The organism is Jonesia denitrificans DSM 20603, from assembly GCF_000024065.1.
Lineage (GTDB): Bacteria > Actinomycetota > Actinomycetes > Actinomycetales > Cellulomonadaceae > Jonesia > Jonesia denitrificans.
The window spans coordinates 1,967,022-1,984,550 of sequence record NC_013174.1 but is presented as its reverse complement, the minus strand read 5'-3'; the positions used below and the strand labels follow the sequence as shown (position 1 = coordinate 1,984,550).

The following is a 17,529-nucleotide window of genomic DNA, read 5'->3' as shown; positions in this document are numbered from 1 at the left end:
GGCACACTTAAGACATGCGAATGTATGTTCCAGCGACACTCACCGACTTGCGGGGCGTCACTGACACCATCACCTTAGGCCCACGACGAGTGCACGCCGCGACCGACGAACTCACCAACGAGTTAGCCACTGAAGGTGTCACGGACATCGAAGAAATCGAGTATGTGGCACACCTTGCGGCAGCTCACGATTCGCTCATGGCAATCATTGAGAACCCCGATGTGCCGTGGCGGCGACTGGTCATTTCCGTCGACGTGCCAGATCATCTCGTAGGCCCCGTGAGCGCCTCAGATGATGACACTCCAGCCTCAGCGCGGGAACTCATCGGTGAGGCACTCGCAGTACCGATCGTGTGTGTGCACGTTGACGAAATCGATGCTGCAGCAGAGATTGAAAAGGTATTTGGCGGGGACCACGCAGCCATTGACGATCTCGTGGACCGGGAACTGTTGTGGTACGACGTCAGCGAAATCCCTGAGATCACCGCTGATCTGGACTAACTAGTCACAGTCGTTGTAACACAGCACCACACTTATTCTTCGGCACGTAATGCAGCGAGGATATCACCGTGAAGGTGACCATTTGACGCCACAGCGTTTGGCCCCCACGGTCCCGTGGCCGTCCCATCAACACTGGTGAATGTACCGCCGGCCTCGGTCACGATCGGAACAAGAGCGGCCATGTCATACAGTTCCAGCTCTGGTTCCATCGCTGCATCAACAGCTCCCTCGGCGACGAGCATGTATGACCAAAAATCACCATACGCTCGGGTGCGCCACACGCTGTCCGACAGGTCAAGGAACCTTCGTTGCAACCCCAACTGGGACCAACCGGTTAACGAGGAATACGACAGTGACGCATCGGCAAGCGAGGTCACACCCGACACGTGCAACCGTGTTGCGCTCGACAACGATCGGCCACTCCATGCACCAGAACCCTGCGCAGCCCACCAACGGCGCCCCAACGCCGGTGCACTCACCACACCAACCACCACGTCATCACCCTCAGCGAGCGCGATGAGAGTTGCCCACACAGGGACGCCACGCACAAAGTTCTTTGTCCCGTCAATCGGGTCAATAATCCACCGGCGCGACGAATGACCAGTTGTGCCGAACTCCTCACCCACAATCGCGTCACGAGACCGGCTGCGGGCAAGCTGAGCGCGAATCACCTCTTCAGCCGTGCGGTCAGCATCTGACACTGGTGTGGTGTCCGGCTTCGCCTCAACATGGAGGTCCAACGCTTTGAAACGGGACATCGTAATGTTGTCGACCTGGTCCGCCAAAACAAGAGCAAGACGCAGGTCATCTTCGTAACGTGAGGCGTTCATGCGTTTAATCTACCGTGTTCCTGGTGTTAGTCGTACTGTGGGGAGGAATCAGCGCGGGCATCCAACAACCGGCGCAACGAGATAATTCGGGCGGCGCGCGACGCATACACACCAGTGGCGGTGTGCTCCGGGTTGGCAGCCAGCGTCAACCACTCATCCAACGCACAGTCAGGGGCCGAAGCACGGTGTGTACACCCACGCGGACACGCATCGAGAATGTCAGTCAAATCCTCAAAACCTTGAAGAATGTCCTGCGTATCAATGTGCGCCAACCCAAATGACCGCACACCAGGAGTATCAATAACCCACCCCAACTCCCCACCATCGTCAGTAGGAAGCCGAAACGCCACAGCAGACGTCGAGGTGTGTCGCCCTCGACCCGTCACCGCATTCACATGCCCCGTGGCCCGTTCAGCGGCAGGGACCAGCGCATTAACCAACGTGGACTTCCCCACACCGGAATGCCCGACAAAAACCGACAACCGACCCTGCAACGCATCCCGCACTGCATCAAGGGGAGTGACATTCCCTGCATCGTCACGTTGGGTCACCACAACACGTACACCAACAGGCTCATACAATGCGCGCAACGGTTCTGGATCAGCCAAATCAGCTTTGGTTAAACACAACACCGTGTCCATCCCCGCAGCAGTCGCCGCAACGACACACCGGTCAATCATCCGCGTGCGCGGTTCCGGGTCAGCCAACGCAGTCACAATCACCATCTGATCAGCGTTCGCCACCACAATCCGCTCATACGGGTCTGTGTCATCTGCAGTTCGGCGAAGAACAGACCGCCGCTCCTGGATTCGCACAATCCGCGCTAAGCTCCCTGGAGCCCCACTCGTGTCACCCACCATGTCCACAACATCACCGCACACAATGCGCTCACGGCCAAGCTCTCGTGCACGCATCGCTGTGATCGTTCGTTCGTCACCGACATCCATGCCAAGGAGCCCCACACCAATGGTCGTGCCCGTGAGGACTGTGTAACGACCCCGGTCAACACCGATGACCATCCCCGCAATGGCGTCCTCGTGAGCTGGCCTGATTTTGGTACGAGGCCGTGACCCGCGCCGAGAGGGACGGGAACGAAACGAGGACTCATCAATGGGGTGTGTGGGCATGGTGTCCGATCGGCGAGGGTGACGGGTGCTAGTGGGCTGGCGCAGCCACAGAAGAGGTTGTGAGCATGGACGTCCACATGCCAGCAAAATCAGGCAACGTTTTTGCTGTGGTGTCGATATTTTCTACTTCAACACCTGCCACACGAAGCCCAAGGATCGCGCCTGCTGTAGCCATCCGGTGATCATGATACGTGTGAAAGATACCCTCATGCAGGGGCGCTGGGGTGATGATGAGACCATCGTCTGTTTGCTGGCAAGAGCCACCCAGGCGGTTGATTTCTGCGGACAGTGCCGCAAGCCGGTCGGTTTCGTGCCCCCGCAGGTGAGCGATGCCGTGGATCTCGGTGGGTGAGTCAGCAAGCGCAGCGAGCGCCGCAAAGGTTGGTGCGAGTTCACCTGCAGCAGACAGGTCAAGGTGGGCGAGACCGTGGACTGTGCCGTCACCGGTAATGGTGAGGCCAGCATCATCAATTGTGCAGCGGGCTCCCATCCGTTCGAAGAACGAGGGGGCAAGCCCACCGGGTTGGGTTGTTGTGCTTGGCCACGCGGGGATTGTGACGGAACCACCATGAATGAGGGCCGCAGCCATGAAAGGCGTGGCATTGGAGAGGTCAGGTTCGATTGTGATGGTGCCCCCACGGATGGGGCCAGCAGCCACCGTCCAGGTGCCGGGCGCACTGGTGTGTGCGGTCACGCCGAGGTCGTTGAGGACGTCACAGGTCATGGCGATGTGAGGGATGCTGGGTAGGCGGTCTCCGACGTGGTGGAGGGTGAGCCCATTGGTGAACCGTGCCGCGGTGAGTAGGAGCCCGGACACAAACTGGCTTGACCCGGACGCGTCCACATCGAGGTGTCCGCCGGTGACCCCACCGGTGGGGTGCATGGTGAAGGGAAGGAAATCGCCGTTGTGGCGGGTGATCTCCACACCGAGGTCTTCTAGGGCCTCAAGGATTGGGCTCATGGGCCGCACCTTTGCGCCCTCATCACCGTCAATGAGGATGGTGCCCTTAACGAGGGTGGCGGCGATGGGCAGGAAACGCATCACTGTTCCTGCAAGCCCGCAGTCGATGGTGATGTCGCCGACATTGGCGCCTTGGGTTAAGGGGGTGACAGTGATGGTGGTGCCGTCTGCTGATTCGGTGATGTCCGCGCCCAGTGCCCGCAGGGCTGTGATCATAAGCTGTGAGTCTCGGGAGCGAAGCGCGCCGTGGATGGTTGTGGGTTCGGCGGCTAGTGCGGCCAGGAGCAGATGCCGGTTGGTCAGAGATTTTGACCCAGGGACGGTGACGGTAGCGGTGAGGGGACCGGGGTAGTCAGCGGAGTGCGGGGCGGGCCAGTGGGCAGCAGAAGGGACGCCATTGTTCGTCATGACCACAGCCTAGTGGGTGGGTGGGTGTGGCGAACAGTGGTCTTACTGGGCGGTCGCGGGTTAGTTCGCCAAAATGGCGTCTTTCCGGTCTGCGAGTGACCCTTTGGCGTCGTGTGCGGCTTTGTTGATGCGCCATCCGACCGACGGTTTACCGCCTCGGTCGGTGGCGAGCATGAGGATCGCGCCTAGTGCGGTGAGACGGGCGATGAAGGGTCCAGAAACCTCTGGGTCTTTGGCTTCGGTGGAGGATTCGGGCAGGTAGAGGCTGACGACGGGCGCGTTGGTGAGTGCGAGGAGGGTGGCTGCGCCGCGCGGTTTTTTCCCGAGGGCGACTTTCAGGCCGAGGAGAACAGTCAGTGCGCCGTGTGCGCGGACAACCAGCCCGAGTTGGGTGGGGGAGATCGCACCGAGTCCTGCGGCTGTGGTGACCCGGTCGACTTTGTCTTTGGCGAGGTCAACGTGTTTGTCGGGGTGGCGGACAGCGTCGAGGCCTTGTGCGATGAACGTTGATGCAATCATGGGTTGAGCTAGGCGGCGGATCAACATAGGTACTCCCCAAGGTCACGGCGGTTGGTTATCTGTGTCCCCAGCGTAACGGTGCACGCGTGGTCCTGCTACGGCAAGTGTCGATGCGCGTGTTGGGGTGGCGGGAATAGGTGAGGGACGTGTGTGGTTGTGCTGGCTGTGACTTGTACAGCGATCGACACAGACACGGTGGCACGTTCTGCGCGTCAAACGCGCGTGATTGCGTCTTCGGGCTTAGGCTCTGATGTGATGACAGCCGACGATTCTACGACCCGTGCTCCTGGTCATGAGGACGCGCACGCTCGCGCGCTGCGTTTTGAGCAGGACGCGCTGGTCCACCTTGACCAGTTGTACGCTGCAGCGTTGCGGATGACACGTAATCCGCAGGATGCTGAGGATCTTGTTCAAGAGACATTTACAAAAGCTTTTGCGGCGTTTCATCAGTACCGCCCGGAAACAAATCTTAAGGCGTGGCTCTACCGAATTTTGACAAACACGTACATCAATTCGTACCGGAAGAAGCAACGTGAGCCGCAACAATCCCAGTCGGAAGACATCGAGGATTGGCAGATTGCTCGTGCCGCTCAGCACACGTCGACAGGACTGAAGTCAGCGGAGGCAGAAGCATTGGAGCGTCTTCCTGACTCGGACATCACCCGGGCACTTCAAGAGCTTCCTGAGGACCGCCGCATCGCTGTGTATCTTGCTGATGTGGAGGGGTTTCCGTACAAGGAAATCGCTGAGATTATGGGCACCCCGATTGGCACGGTCATGTCTCGGCTTCACCGTGGGCGCGCCCAGTTGCGTGATTTGTTGGGCGACTATGCACGTTCCCAGGGCATCATTCCGGCAACGTCACACACCGCAGATACTGGTGTTGAGGAGACAGCCCCATGAGTGAGAAATACAGTGATGACATCAACTTGGACACCGAAGAGTGCCAGTCCGTGGTCACGCATATTTTTGAGTACCTTGACTCAGAAATGACGAGCGAAGACGCAGAGAAAATGCGTCATCATGTCGCGCAGTGCTCGCCGTGTTTGGCGGAGCTATCCATTGATGACATGATCAAAAAAGTGTTGAAACGGTCCTGTTCCCAAAAGGCACCAGACCATTTACGGGTACGAATTCACGCTCAATTCACCACAATGCGCATTGTCGAGGAGTAGCGGGGCAGTGAAGCCCTCACGCACTGCGAGGCGAACGAGGCATATGACAAGAGGGACCCCGCGGGGTCCCTCTTGTGATGTCATGCGTTAGGGCGCTTGCCGTGGTTGGCTGCTTTCCCTGCACGGCTGCGACGCTTACGTCCACGCTTGCTCATGGTGATCTCCTTATGTCAGCAATACCCACCTATTTTTCCATACCTGCGCCAGTCTGCGAAACGCAGGGTCAGACGTCACAAGTGACGCGAGACACCCTCCGTGCGGGTGCCGGGTGGAAAACAGTTAAGTTCGCTGACCAGAACGCCGATGTGTGTGTCGTGAGCCTCGAACAATCTGTGATTCCGTTGTTACATGCCCTGGTGTCCACGGGTGGTTCTGACCTGCACATTAAAGCTGGTTCAGTGCCACGTGTCCGAGTGGACGGGCGGTTAAGGCGACTGCAGGTTCCCGATCTCACTGACGGTGACACCGCACGCATGCTCGAAGAAGTGTTACCCGAACAACTGCACCAAGAGTTCCTCACCAACCACGAAACAGACTTCGCCTACTACCTCCAGGGGGTGGGACGTTTCCGTGTGAACGCCTACCGGGCCCGCGGCATGGTGGGTATTGTGTTTCGGCGGGTCGCAGAACATGCCATGTCGTTACATGAGCTGGGGTTGCCTGAAGTTGTTGGGGAACTTGCGTTGGAACCACGCGGACTTGTCCTGGTGACAGGGCCCACTGGGTCAGGGAAATCAACGACGCTCGCATCGATGGTGGACCTGATCAACACGCTCCGTGAAGTCAATATTGTCACTATTGAAGACCCAATTGAGGTGCTGCACAGTGACAAAAAGGCGATCGTCTCACAACGAGAAGTGCGGTTTGACACTGCAGACTTCAACAGCGCATTACGCGCTGCGATGCGGCAAGACCCAGATGTTATTTTGGTGGGGGAGATGCGTGACGCCGAGACAGTGCGTGCTGCCCTTCAAGCCGGTGAAACTGGGCACCTCGTGCTGTCCACCCTCCACACAATCGATGCAGAGGAAACGGTCAACCGCATCGTCGATTTCTTCCCCTCACACGAACAAATGCAGGTGCGGATGGCGCTTGCTCAGTCGTTGCGGGGGATCGTGTCCCAGCGGTTGGTCCGCCGAGCTGATAACGAAGGCCGGCACGTTGTTGCAGAGGTCATGATCAACACAGGCCGCACCGCTGAGGCAATCATTGCGCCGTCAACGACAGCTTCGTTGACTGACCTCATCGCTGATGGTGAGTACTACAACATGCAAACCTTTGACCAGCATCTTTTTGGTCTCGTGCGCGATGGTGTGGTGCGTTACGAAGACGCGTGCACTGTGGCAAGCAACCCACAGGATCTCACCATTGAACTGCGTGGAGCCGGACTCATCATGTAGGTGTCCACGGGTGTTCACCCCAGGTCAATACAGTGTGGCCGCTCATCAACGGTGCGACGTTGATGAGCGGCCACAGTGCTGGTGGTGGTCGTTGTTACTGATCTTCAGGTAATCCCAACCAGGAATACCACCCTGAATGCAGAACAAGCCATGCAATCAGCCCGTACCCGGCTTGGGCAGGATAAGGGCCCGCGTTGACGGCAAGGTCTGAATACCACTGATCGTGGTTGACCAGTGGGTGGAATGTATCGACGTAGGGGACTCGCCGCCGATCAGCAACGTCCGCGTAGGCATGGGACAACTCTTCAATGTGTGCCGATAAATCGGGGACACATGGAGGGGGGCCCACCACGAAAGTTTTCATCTTTCGTTGTTCAGCAAGGTCAAGAATGTTGGCGAGGTTGAGACGTGAGCGTGCCACAGACAGCCCAGCCGTGATATCAGCGATACCTAACCCGATGACTAGCCGATGGTCGACATCAGGGTCGTTGCTGGAACGGCGAATAACTTCGTCTTCCCATCGTGCTGACATTTCTGTCGTTGTTTCGCCTGGGACTGCCAGGGGGAACGCCATCGTCGTGACCCCTGTGTGCGTGCGTGCGATGACACGACCTAACCAGCCCAGCCCTTTGGGGTCGCCCACCCCAGCGACGAGTTCGTCACCGATGACCGCGATCCGCAGCTGTGTTTCTGTCACGCGCACTCCTTGCCTTCATTGAGTTCCTCCCCCAACCCTAAGCGCGAGAAGGGTGTTGTGCGCTCAGGGTTGGGTATGGTGTCGCTCAAAGTTTGCTGCGCACTACGTGTTGTCGCGGTCAAAAGCTCGTTGAATCAGGCTATCTTGTTCCGCTTTGTGCACCTTGGCGATACCGACTGCTGGCGATGCGGATGCAGGGCGGGCGATAACACGCAGGGAGCGTCCTTCTATCAGTTGGGGAAGGTTCAGGGCAAGGAATGGCCAGGCACCCTGGTTTTCGGGTTCTTCTTGGACCCACACCACTTCAGCATCCCCAAAGGGTGCCAACGCCTCACGGAGTTGGTCACCATCGAGCGGATAAAGCTGTTCTAGGCGAACAAAAGCAGTGGAGGTGTCGTGGGTCTTCTTCGCGTGGGCGAGGAGCTCCCAGGAGATTTTCCCGGTGGACACGACGACGCGGTCAATTGTTCCCCCCTGGGCGGCGCGTGCAGCGGCAGCGTCGTCACCAATGACATGTCGGAATGTGCCTGAGGTGAAATCTGCGGGTGTTGATGCGGCTGCTTTGAGTCGAAGCATGGACTTTGGTGTCATGACGACCAGCGGGCGGCGAGGGCGTGCGTACGCTTGGTGCCGCAGAAGGTGGAAGTACTGGGCTGGAGTTGAGGGATAGGCGATCGTCATGTTGTTCTCAGCGCACAGTTGCAAGAACCTCTCGATGCGTGCCGAGGAGTGGTCGGGTCCTTGTCCTTCATACCCGTGTGGGAGGAGGAGAACCACTGAGGAGTTCTGTGACCACTTTTGCTCTGCGGAGGAAATGAACTCGTCGATCACTGTTTGAGCCCCGTTGACGAAGTCGCCAAATTGGGCTTCCCACAGCACGAGTGCGTCGGGGCGCTCCACGGAGTACCCGTACTCAAATCCGAGGCACGCATATTCGGACAGTGATGAGTCATAGACCCAGAACTTTGCTTGGTCGGCGGACAAGTACAGCAGGGGAGTCCATTCTGCCCCGGTGTTGCGGTCGTGGAGAACCGCGTGCCGTTGCACGAAGGTGCCGCGTCGAGAGTCTTGCCCAGCGAGTCGAACAGGAGTTCCTTCCATGAGGAGGGAACCAAACGCCAAAATCTCGGCGTAACCCCAGTCAATGCCACCTTCACTCACCATTTTGTGGCGCTTATCAAGCAGTTGCCGCAGCTTTGTGTGCACGGTGAATCCGGCAGGTGGGTTGATGTGGGCATCACCAATGCGGTCAAGGACTGACTGTGGGACAGCTGTTTGCCATCCGACCATGGTGCCGGCGTCTTCACGCTGGGACTCAGGGCGCTCCAAACCTGCGACAGGTTCGGTGTCGGCGGGTGGGACGAAACCGCCTTCTCGTGTTTCGGTGAAGACACGTTCGAGTTGGTTTTGGTAGTCCTGGAGAGCTTCGGCAGCTTCCTCGTCGCTGATGTCGCCACGGGATGCGAGAGTTTCGGTGTAGAGCTTACGCACCGAGTTCTTCGCTTCAATGAGGTTGTACATCAGCGGTTGGGTCATTGACGGGTCATCACCTTCGTTGTGTCCACGGCGGCGGTAGCACACCATGTCGATGATGACGTCTTGGTTGAACCGTTCCCGGTAGTCGAAAGCAAGCCGTGCGATGCGTACAACAGCTTCAGGGTCGTCACCGTTGACGTGGAAGACGGGTACTTGGTAGCCCTTGGCAACGTCGGTGGCGTAGTGGGTGGACCGTGAGTTTGATGGTCCGGTGGTGAATCCTACTTGGTTGTTGATGATGAGGTGGATGGTGCCACCGGTGCGGTATCCCCGTAGCTGGGAGAGGTTCAAAACCTCCATGACCACGCCTTGTCCTGCGAACGCGGCGTCACCGTGAACGAGGATTGGTAGGACGGAGAACCCGTCGCCGCCTAGATCGATACGGTCTTGTTTTGCCCGGACGATCCCCTCCAGGACGGGGTTGACCGCTTCGAGGTGGGAGGGGTTTGCTGCCAGGGATACCTTTGTGGTTGCCCCAGATTCTGCGGTGAAGGTCCCTTCCGTGCCGAGGTGGTACTTCACATCGCCAGATCCCTGGTAGGTACGCTGGTCGAGGTTGCCTTCAAATTCAGCGAAGATCTGTCCGTAGCTCTTTCCGGCAATGTTCGCGAGCACGTTGAGGCGTCCGCGGTGTGCCATCCCGATGGACACCTCATCGAGGCCACCTTCAGCGGCGCTGGACAAAATGGCGTCCAGCATCGGGATGATCGATTCGCCTCCTTCGAGTGAGAACCGTTTTTGCCCCACGAACTTGGTTTGCAGGAACGTTTCAAAGGCTTCTGCAGCGTTGAGGCGGCGCAGAATCCGCAGTTGTTCCTCGCGGGGAGTCCGCTCGTAGGGGTTTTCGAGGCGTTCTTGGAACCATGCGCGTTGGTCGCGGTCAGCGATGTGCATGTACTCGATGCCGACGGTCCGGCAGTAAGAGTCCCGGAGGATCCCGAGGATGTCGCGCAATGACATTTTGGACCGGCCGGAGAACCCGTGGACGGGGAAGACTCGGTCGAGGTCCCACAGGGTCAACCCGTGGGTTTGAATGTCGAGGTCAGTGTGGCGCCGTTGTCGGTAGGCGAGGGGGTCTGTGTCAGCCATGAGGTGGCCGCGGGACCGGTAGGAGTGGATGAGTTCGGCAATACGCGCTGGTTTTTCCGCTTCGGCGTCTGCGTTGATGGTGTTGTCGCGTACCCAACGAACGGGTTCGTAGGGGATGCGTAGCGCCTGGAACACGCGGTCGTAGAAGCCGTCTTCACCCAGAAGTTTGGTTGCGATGATGCGCAGGAAGTCACCGGACTGTGCACCTTGGATGATGCGGTGGTCGTAGGTGGAGGTGAGGGTGAGGACTTTGGAGACACCCATGCGGGAGAGTTGTTCTGTGGAGGCACCAGCAAATTCTGCCGGGTAGTCCATGGCCCCGACCCCGATGATGGCTCCTTGGCCTTTCATGAGGCGCGGGACGGAGTGGACGGTTCCGATGGTGCCGGGGTTCGTCAGGGAGACGGTGACACCTTGGAAGTCAGTAATGTCGAGTTTGCCCTGGCGAGCGCGGCGGACAACGTCTTCATAGGCGCTGACAAACTGAGCAAAGTCCATGGTGTCGGCCTTTTTGATGGCCGGGACCAGGAGTTGGCGGGTGCCGTCAGGCTTTTGGATGTCAATGGCAAGACCGATGTTGACGTGCGCGGGATAAACCGCAGCGGGTTTTCCGTCCTGCTCGAGGTACCCGGCGTTCATGGCTGGCATGTCAGCGAGGGCTTCAACGAGCGCGAATCCGATGAGGTGGGTGAAGGATACTTTGCCACCGCGGGTGCGTACGAGGTGGTTGTTGATGACGATGCGGTTGTCCACCATGAGCTTGGCGGGGATGGCGCGCACGGATGTGGCGGTGGGGACCTCGAGGCTGGTCTCCATGTTTTTGATGAGTCGCGCGGCTGGGCCTTTGAGGCGTTCGATGTTGTCGGGTGTGTCGTCGTTAACGACTTTCGATGCGCGTTTTGCTTGGGCTGCGTAGGGTGCGGTGGCAGGCTGCGCGGTCGCGACGGGCCGTTCTGGGCTGGGGGCACTTGTGGGTTCTGGTGTGCTCACGGTGGCTGCCTGGTGTTGTTTGCGGGTTTCGCGTTCTGCTTGCGACTCGCGTGGGGCGGGGGCTGGGGTGGTGGGGGTTGTTGCTGGTGCGGGGGTCGCGGAGGCGAAGTATTCACGCCATTCTGGTGCGACGGAGTCGGGGTTCGCGAGGTATTGCTCGCGGATTTCGTCGACAAGCCATTCGTTGGCTCCGAAGTCGGTGTTTGAGGTGCCGATCGACGTTGACTCAGCATTGGAGGACACGTTGGGTTCGCCCACTTTCACGCATTGTTTCCACCGGGTGTGGTGGCTTCCTCTCACTAGGGTAGGGCCTTGGGCCTAGAAGTTCTGTGAGGTTGGCCCGGTGGGCGGGTGTAGATGTGGTGCGGAAGTGGAGGATCGGAGGAACGCTGTTATCTGTGGGTAAAGGGCCTTCCATGGGGTGCTTTGGTGTCGTCAAAATACTGCCAGTTTTCCGGTGGGGGCAGTGGGTTTTGGTTGGTGGGAGGTGAAGAAATGACGAACCGGCCCTCTTGTTCGCTTGAAGCGAACAAGAGGGCCGGATTCCAAAGCGTCCATATTATGGACTCGCGGCGCGGTCAGTGCACCATGGGTCGACACACCATTACGAGATGTCTCGTGCCAGTGACGTCAACCGACCAACAAGCGCGAACACCACTGTGTACGCGGCCAACACAAGGACCCCTTGCCACATCGGCAACAGTTCAGTGCCGACCGTGGAGAAGAAACTTCCCCCAGCAATCGCGTCCCCTGCCGCGCCAGGCAGATACTTGGCCACACCCTCGCCCCAGGACAACTGCGGTAAGAACATGCGCACAATGGGTTCCACGAACTGCGTGAACACAAGCAGGACAACAATGGCGGCAACCTGATTAGTGAGCCATGCCCCCAACGCCACCCCTGTGATGAGCCACATGGTCAACGCCAACACGGAACGACCAATGATTTCCCAGGTCTCCCCAGACGACAGCATGGGATCAATGTCAAAAGCAGCAAAAATACCAGCTCCGACAGCAACGCAACCGGCGGTGCCTGCCACCCCATACATGAGCCCCATCGGAAGAGCCGAAATGAGCTTTGCGCCCAACAGGCGGGTGCGATGCGGAACCGCCAACAACGTGTCGGTGATTGTTTTGTGGCGGAACTCGCCACCAAAGGACATCACCCCAATAACCGCAGGGAACACGTACCCAAAGGACACAGCTGTTGTGTACACCGCGGCAGTGATCTGCTCATCAGACATCATCGACACCGGAGCGCCCTCGGCGCCCAACGACCCCGACTCGCCCATACCAAACAACGCTGCAAGCATGCCCGCAGTCAAGGCCATGTAAGCCGTCATGATGATGAGCAACACCCACCACATCCGAGTGGTGACCAGTTTGCGGTACTCACTCACAATGACCTGACGCATCAGTTCATCCCCTCAGTTAAACGCAAAAAGACATCTTCTAGTGATTCCGTCAGGTCAGTGAGTTCCTGCACCATGACACCCGCGACAAAAGCAGCTTCACCCACAGCAGCAAGCCCAACACCTTCGAGGTCCAACACGCCTGGACGCTCCGAGGAGGCCGGGTGCGACTGCACAATAGTCCACCCCTGTGATTGGGCGATCCCCGCTAGTTTGTCCACATCAGGGCTGGCAACCCGGACACGCGGGACAGACAGGGCGGCAAGTCCCTCCATGGACGACTGGTGGCGCAGTTGCCCGCGCGAGATGATGACCACATCATCGACTGAGTGCTGCACCTCCGACAGCATGTGCGACGACACCAACACGGTCTTGCCTTGCTGAGCAAGTGACCGCAAGAACCCACGCAACCACCGAATACCAGCGGGATCCAACCCGTTCGCGGGCTCATCGAGAAGTAAATAATCGGGGTCGCCCAGCAGGGACGCAGCCAAAGCAAGACGCTGGCGCATCCCCAAAGAAAAACCGCCGATGCGCTGATCGGCAACCTGTGCCAACCCCACCAGTGCTAACAAGTCACGGCAACGCGCATCGTCAGCCTGGGCAAGAGGCGCATACGAGCGCAAATGGTTCAGCGCGGAACGCCCTGGGTGGAAACTCGTCGCCTCGAGCGACGCTCCCACGTGGGTGAGGGGGTGAGTCAGATCCGCGTACCGAGTACCGGCGAACGTTGCTTCGCCTGACGATGCGCGGACCAAACCCAGCAGAATTCGCAGCGTCGTCGTTTTCCCAGACCCATTAGGACCCAAGAAACCAGTGACGCGCCCCGAACGCACCGTAAACGACAAATCGTCAACAGCGCGAACCGGACCGAACTCCTTCGTAACGTGCGAGACGATAATGTCAGAAGATGAGGCCATGCCTTCATCCTACGAGGGCTGATGTCCAACCAAAGTATGGTTCTTGGGTAGCCGGACGTGTATTCTCGCGCCCTTTGGTGCCTCCAGTGCCCGAACCGAACCGCCATGCAGGTCCACTGCCCACCGAACAATTGCCAACCCAATTCCAGTCCCACCAGAGGTCGGGTGATTCACCGACCGAGAGTTTGGGCCACCACGAGCAAAGCGCTGGAAAATACGTTCCCGGTCCTCGACGGCGATCCCTGGTCCCTCGTCGAGGAAGTCCAGCAACACCTCGTCCCCCTCCTCCCGTGCAACAACAGTGACAGTGCCCCCATAAGGCGAATGCCGAATCGCATTTTGCACCAGGTTCGTGACAATCTGTCGCAGACGTTCAGGGTCAGAGGTGATTGTTAAATCACCGGGATCAACATCAACCACAAAATCCAGTTGCTTGCCCGCCTCAAGCATGGTCAACGCGCCGACAGCGTCTTCCAGGAAATCCCCAACAGCGAACTCCTTGACCCGAAGTTCCGCGGCCCCGGCCTCAATACGAGACAAATCAAGAAGATAAGAAATCAGCCGCGAAAGGCGCTCCGTTTGCGTGAGCGCCGTATGCAACGTTGCCGGGGTCGGCTCAACAACCCCATCAACCAAGTTCTCCAACTGAGCGTGCAATGCCGCAACAGGGGTGCGCAATTCATGCGACACGTTGGCAATGACGTCGCGCCGAATCTGGTCAGAAGACGCGATCTCCTCAACCATGGCATTAAACGCCAACGCCAATTGCCCTACCTCGTCATGACTGGTGGCCCGGACACGCTGCGAATAATCACCCTCCGCCATGGCGCTCACCGCTGCTGTCATCTCCCGTAACGGAGAAGTCATTCCGCGTGCAATCAACAACGTAAACGACAGCGAAAAAATAATCGCCAACGGAAAGGTTTTGGTCGGTCCCAACCCGTTACGCAACCCCAACCATGTAATCGACGCGGCAATGAGCACCGAAACCACCACAACCACCGACAGTTTCACCTTCAGGGACCGGGCACGATCCAAAGGGCGCACATCGGGAAGCGACGCCTTTAAACGCGGCGGCTGACGAGAATCCACACCAACACCTCACGGAACACAACGCACCACACGTGGAATGGGCAACAACAGGCGCACGCTACGGGGCGTCCTCCTCAGGAGGCTCAAACGCATACCCAACACCGTGCACAGTACGAATAAGGTCAGCCCCAAGCTTTCGCCGCAACGCCTTAATATGCGAATCGACAGTGCGAGTCCCGCTCGCATCGACCCAGTCCCACACCTCAGCAAGCAGACGCTCACGAGTGAGCACAGTCTTCGGGGCAGACGCCAACATCACCAACAAATCGAACTCAGTTGGCGTCAGATGAATCTCCTCAACCCCCCGGTACACACGACGCTGTTGGCGGTCCACCACAACATCACCCACCGTGATCTTCGACTCCTCAGCAGGAGACACCGACGCCTGTGCAGCGCGATCCACCCGCCGTAACAGTGCCTTCAACCGTGCCACCAACTCACGCATCGAAAACGGTTTTGTCATGTAGTCATCTGCACCCACACCAAGGCCAACCAACATGTCAGTCTCATCATCGCGCGCAGTGAGCATCAACACCGGTACCGGGCGGTCAGCCTGAATCCGACGACACACCTCAAGCCCATCAATTCCTGGAAGCATGACATCCAACACCACAGCGTCTGGCTGTAAGCGAGCAGCAGCGTCAACGGCCGCCAACCCATCGCGGGCAACCTCAGTTCTCCACCCCTCAGCAGTGAGGCGTTGCGCAATTGCGGTGGCAATTGCTGGTTCGTCTTCAACGATGAGAATGGTCGACATCGCGCCTCCCGTGCCAGGTAATCGATCCGACGGCAAGCAGGATGCCTGCCGAAAACCCACAATGATCACATCATGAGCGCCAGTAAAGAAATGTTCTCTCCATACTGTCGCACACAACTATGGGCCTTTACTTCGGTTTACCTGAGTAAAAACTGTGAAGCCTCCGTGCACGAATGAGTGGCAATCGCCACAAGAAGACCACGCCAATGCCATAGAATCGAGCCACTATGACACGGCAACCGGCCACCACGCCACGCCCCTCCACACCACCCACAGTGCGACGAGACCTCGTCATGACCGCAGGAACCTTCATCGTGGGGTACCTTGCCTACGCTTTCCTCCACACCCCACTGAGCACTACTCTCACCGACTCCACCCTCAGCGCTGCGTCCGCTCACCTCGTCGCGGCTGTACTCATTGCCTGCGCCGTGCTCCTCATCAGTGCGCTCACCGCTGCCATCGTCCTGCGCGGCACCCCACAGGTGAAGTCCTCACCACCTGCCAACGACCTGGCTGACGACCTCATTACCGACCTCATCGCCGGTGCCGCCGACCTCGACGAACTCCGCGCCGGCGACGTCATGACCGACCGAACCCGACTCATCACTCTGCCCCCTGACGCAACAGCAACCGACGTCATCACCCGCGCCCACCACACCGGACACTCCCGATTCCCCATCACCGGCGAATCACGCGACGATATCCTCGGCCTCGTCCACCTACGCCGTGCCATCTCCGTCCCCCCAGATCGCAGACCCGACGTCCCCGCCGCCGCGATCATGGACGACGCCCCCCGCGTCCCCGAAACCATGACGCTGCGCCCACTCATGAACTTCCTGCGTGAACAAGGACGCCAAATGGCCATCGTCGAAGACGAATACGGAGGAACCGCAGGGATCGTCACCCTCGAAGACGTCGTCGAAGAAATCGTCGGAGACGTTGCCGACGAACACGACCCACGCCGCGCAGGTGTCCTCTACGCCTCGGACGGAACGTGGTCCGTCCCTGGACACCTGCGCCCAGACGAACTCGCCGAACGCACCGGACTTCGCCTGCCCACAGACCCCGACTACGAAACCCTCGCCGGACTAGTCATGAAAACCCTCGCTGACATCCCACAACCAGGAGCCAGCATCACAATCGCCCAAGAAGCCACCACAAACCTGCCCGGCAACGTCACCATCACCGTGGACACGACAGACGGCAGGCGCATCGACAAACTGCGAGTGAAACGCACGACGACATGAACCCCATCGCCACCGCCATCCTCATCACATTACTTATTGCGTTCCTCGCCTCCCTGACCACCCTCCACTCCGCCCGCACTCGCGCCACCTCCATCCGGGTGCTCGCCGCCACGCTTCCGCCCGCACTCGTGGCAATACTTCTTGCTGCCACCATGACCACAATGCAGACCACTGCGCTGAGCATCATCCTTTTCTGCGTCGTCCTCTGGCTTACCCTCGCCCTCGGAGTGATCGCCCCCACCCGCTACGTCACGAACCTCACCGCACCGCACCAGCCACCACCAGTCACCACTGCGCACCCCACCCACAACGACCTCCTCGCCGAAGCTCGTGCGTTCGCCGCCCACACCGTCGCCGACGTGATGATCCCCACCTCCCGTCTCGTCACCATCACCCCCCGAACAACACCCAACGAACTTGACGACCTCGTCACCCGCACCGGCTACTCGCGTTTCCCGATCATGGACACCGACGCAACCACTATGACCGGGTACATCCACATCAAAGACACACTGCACATCGACGACCACCGCCGAGACCACCCATTCGACCCCGCCACACACCGAGCACTCGCCGTCGCCCGTAGCAATGACTCGGTCAGTGACGCGCTCCTCGCCATGCAACACTCCGGCGCACACCTCGCCAGAGTCCTCGACGGCACCACAACAATCGGAGTGGTGTTCCTCGAAGACGTCATCGAGAAGCTAGTCGGAGAAATACGGGACTCCATGCAACGCCCCACATGGCGCGATGACCACCCAGCTGACCCCACATCCACCTGACACTGCACCATGCGACACATGCGGTGGGGAGAACTGTACTGAACAGGGGGGTTGGAAACAGCGGGTGAAGTGACTATGATCAAATGCA

The 17,529-nt window shown here is 59.0% G+C and carries 17 protein-coding genes; 6 read left to right on the top strand and 11 right to left on the bottom strand.

From position 1 onward, the window contains the following. Positions 1–14: 14 nt before the first annotated feature. Positions 15–500, top strand: a complete 486-nt coding sequence (locus JDEN_RS09160; protein WP_015772086.1) for a DUF6912 family protein — start codon at positions 15–17, stop codon at positions 498–500. A gap of 32 nt (positions 501–532) precedes the next feature. Here JDEN_RS09160 and hisN read toward each other — a convergent pair whose 3' ends face one another. The 4 genes from hisN to JDEN_RS09140 are packed head-to-tail and all read right to left on the bottom strand — an operon-like array spanning position 533 to position 4,372. Further along, positions 533–1,330, bottom strand: a complete 798-nt coding sequence (hisN, locus tag JDEN_RS09155; protein WP_015772085.1) for a histidinol-phosphatase — start codon at positions 1,328–1,330, stop codon at positions 533–535. Between the two features lie 26 nt (positions 1,331–1,356). Next, positions 1,357–2,457, bottom strand: coding sequence for a ribosome small subunit-dependent GTPase A (rsgA, locus tag JDEN_RS09150; RefSeq protein WP_015772084.1), 1,101 nt, complete (start codon positions 2,455–2,457; stop codon positions 1,357–1,359). Between the two features lie 28 nt (positions 2,458–2,485). After that, positions 2,486–3,826 (bottom strand): 3-phosphoshikimate 1-carboxyvinyltransferase, encoded by a 1,341-nt coding sequence (gene aroA, locus JDEN_RS09145; RefSeq protein WP_015772083.1) that lies wholly within the window; start codon positions 3,824–3,826, stop codon positions 2,486–2,488. A 60-nt stretch (positions 3,827–3,886) separates the two neighbouring features. Beyond that, entirely contained in the window at positions 3,887–4,372 is a 486-nt protein-coding gene (locus JDEN_RS09140; RefSeq protein ID WP_015772082.1) for a DoxX family membrane protein, read from the bottom strand. 153 nt (positions 4,373–4,525) lie between these two features. On the opposite strand from JDEN_RS09140, the gene JDEN_RS09135 reads away from it, so the two are divergent. Continuing rightward, positions 4,526–5,248, top strand: a complete 723-nt coding sequence (locus JDEN_RS09135; RefSeq protein WP_404810761.1) for a sigma-70 family RNA polymerase sigma factor — start codon at positions 4,526–4,528, stop codon at positions 5,246–5,248. Then, positions 5,245–5,520, top strand: coding sequence for a mycothiol system anti-sigma-R factor (gene rsrA, locus JDEN_RS09130; protein WP_015772080.1), 276 nt, complete (start codon positions 5,245–5,247; stop codon positions 5,518–5,520). The genes JDEN_RS09135 and rsrA overlap by 4 nt, the downstream gene beginning before the upstream one ends. An 80-nt stretch (positions 5,521–5,600) precedes the next feature. Here rsrA and JDEN_RS14325 read toward each other — a convergent pair whose 3' ends face one another. Then, positions 5,601–5,675, bottom strand: a complete 75-nt coding sequence (locus tag JDEN_RS14325) for a 50S ribosomal protein bL37 (RefSeq protein ID WP_404810762.1) — start codon at positions 5,673–5,675, stop codon at positions 5,601–5,603. Positions 5,676–5,756: 81 nt separating this feature from the next. Between JDEN_RS14325 and JDEN_RS09125 the strand changes: the two genes are divergently transcribed. Then, complete coding sequence (locus JDEN_RS09125) at positions 5,757–6,920, top strand: type IV pilus twitching motility protein PilT (RefSeq protein WP_226926563.1); 1,164 nt, start codon at positions 5,757–5,759, stop codon at positions 6,918–6,920. A 94-nt stretch (positions 6,921–7,014) separates the two neighbouring features. Here the strand turns inward: JDEN_RS09125 and JDEN_RS09120 are convergent, their stop codons facing one another. From JDEN_RS09120 to JDEN_RS09095, 6 genes are all read right to left on the bottom strand, one after another. Continuing rightward, positions 7,015–7,617 carry a GDSL-type esterase/lipase family protein gene (locus JDEN_RS09120; protein ID WP_015772078.1) on the bottom strand — a complete coding sequence of 201 codons (603 nt, stop codon included), beginning with the start codon at positions 7,615–7,617 and terminating at the stop codon, positions 7,015–7,017. Positions 7,618–7,719: 102 nt separating this feature from the next. Further along, a complete protein-coding gene (locus JDEN_RS09115) occupies positions 7,720–11,490 on the bottom strand; it encodes a multifunctional oxoglutarate decarboxylase/oxoglutarate dehydrogenase thiamine pyrophosphate-binding subunit/dihydrolipoyllysine-residue succinyltransferase subunit (RefSeq protein WP_226926564.1) in 3,771 nt (1,256 codons plus the stop codon). Positions 11,491–11,836: 346 nt separating this feature from the next. Next, positions 11,837–12,646 (bottom strand): ABC transporter permease, encoded by an 810-nt coding sequence (locus tag JDEN_RS09110; protein ID WP_015772076.1) that lies wholly within the window; start codon positions 12,644–12,646, stop codon positions 11,837–11,839. Further along, complete coding sequence (locus tag JDEN_RS09105; RefSeq protein ID WP_015772075.1) at positions 12,646–13,563, bottom strand: ATP-binding cassette domain-containing protein; 918 nt, start codon at positions 13,561–13,563, stop codon at positions 12,646–12,648. Before JDEN_RS09105 ends, JDEN_RS09110 begins: the two co-directional genes overlap by 1 nt. A 9-nt stretch (positions 13,564–13,572) precedes the next feature. Continuing rightward, a complete protein-coding gene (locus tag JDEN_RS09100) occupies positions 13,573–14,655 on the bottom strand; it encodes a sensor histidine kinase (RefSeq protein WP_015772074.1) in 1,083 nt (360 codons plus the stop codon). A gap of 58 nt (positions 14,656–14,713) precedes the next feature. Further along, complete coding sequence (locus JDEN_RS09095) at positions 14,714–15,412, bottom strand: response regulator transcription factor (RefSeq protein WP_015772073.1); 699 nt, start codon at positions 15,410–15,412, stop codon at positions 14,714–14,716. Positions 15,413–15,639: 227 nt separating this feature from the next. Between JDEN_RS09095 and JDEN_RS09090 the strand changes: the two genes are divergently transcribed. Continuing rightward, entirely contained in the window at positions 15,640–16,659 is a 1,020-nt protein-coding gene (locus JDEN_RS09090) for a transporter associated domain-containing protein (RefSeq protein WP_015772072.1), read from the top strand. Next, positions 16,656–17,441, top strand: coding sequence for a CBS domain-containing protein (locus JDEN_RS13075; RefSeq protein WP_015772071.1), 786 nt, complete (start codon positions 16,656–16,658; stop codon positions 17,439–17,441). The genes JDEN_RS09090 and JDEN_RS13075 overlap by 4 nt, the downstream gene beginning before the upstream one ends. Positions 17,442–17,529 lie beyond the last annotated feature (88 nt).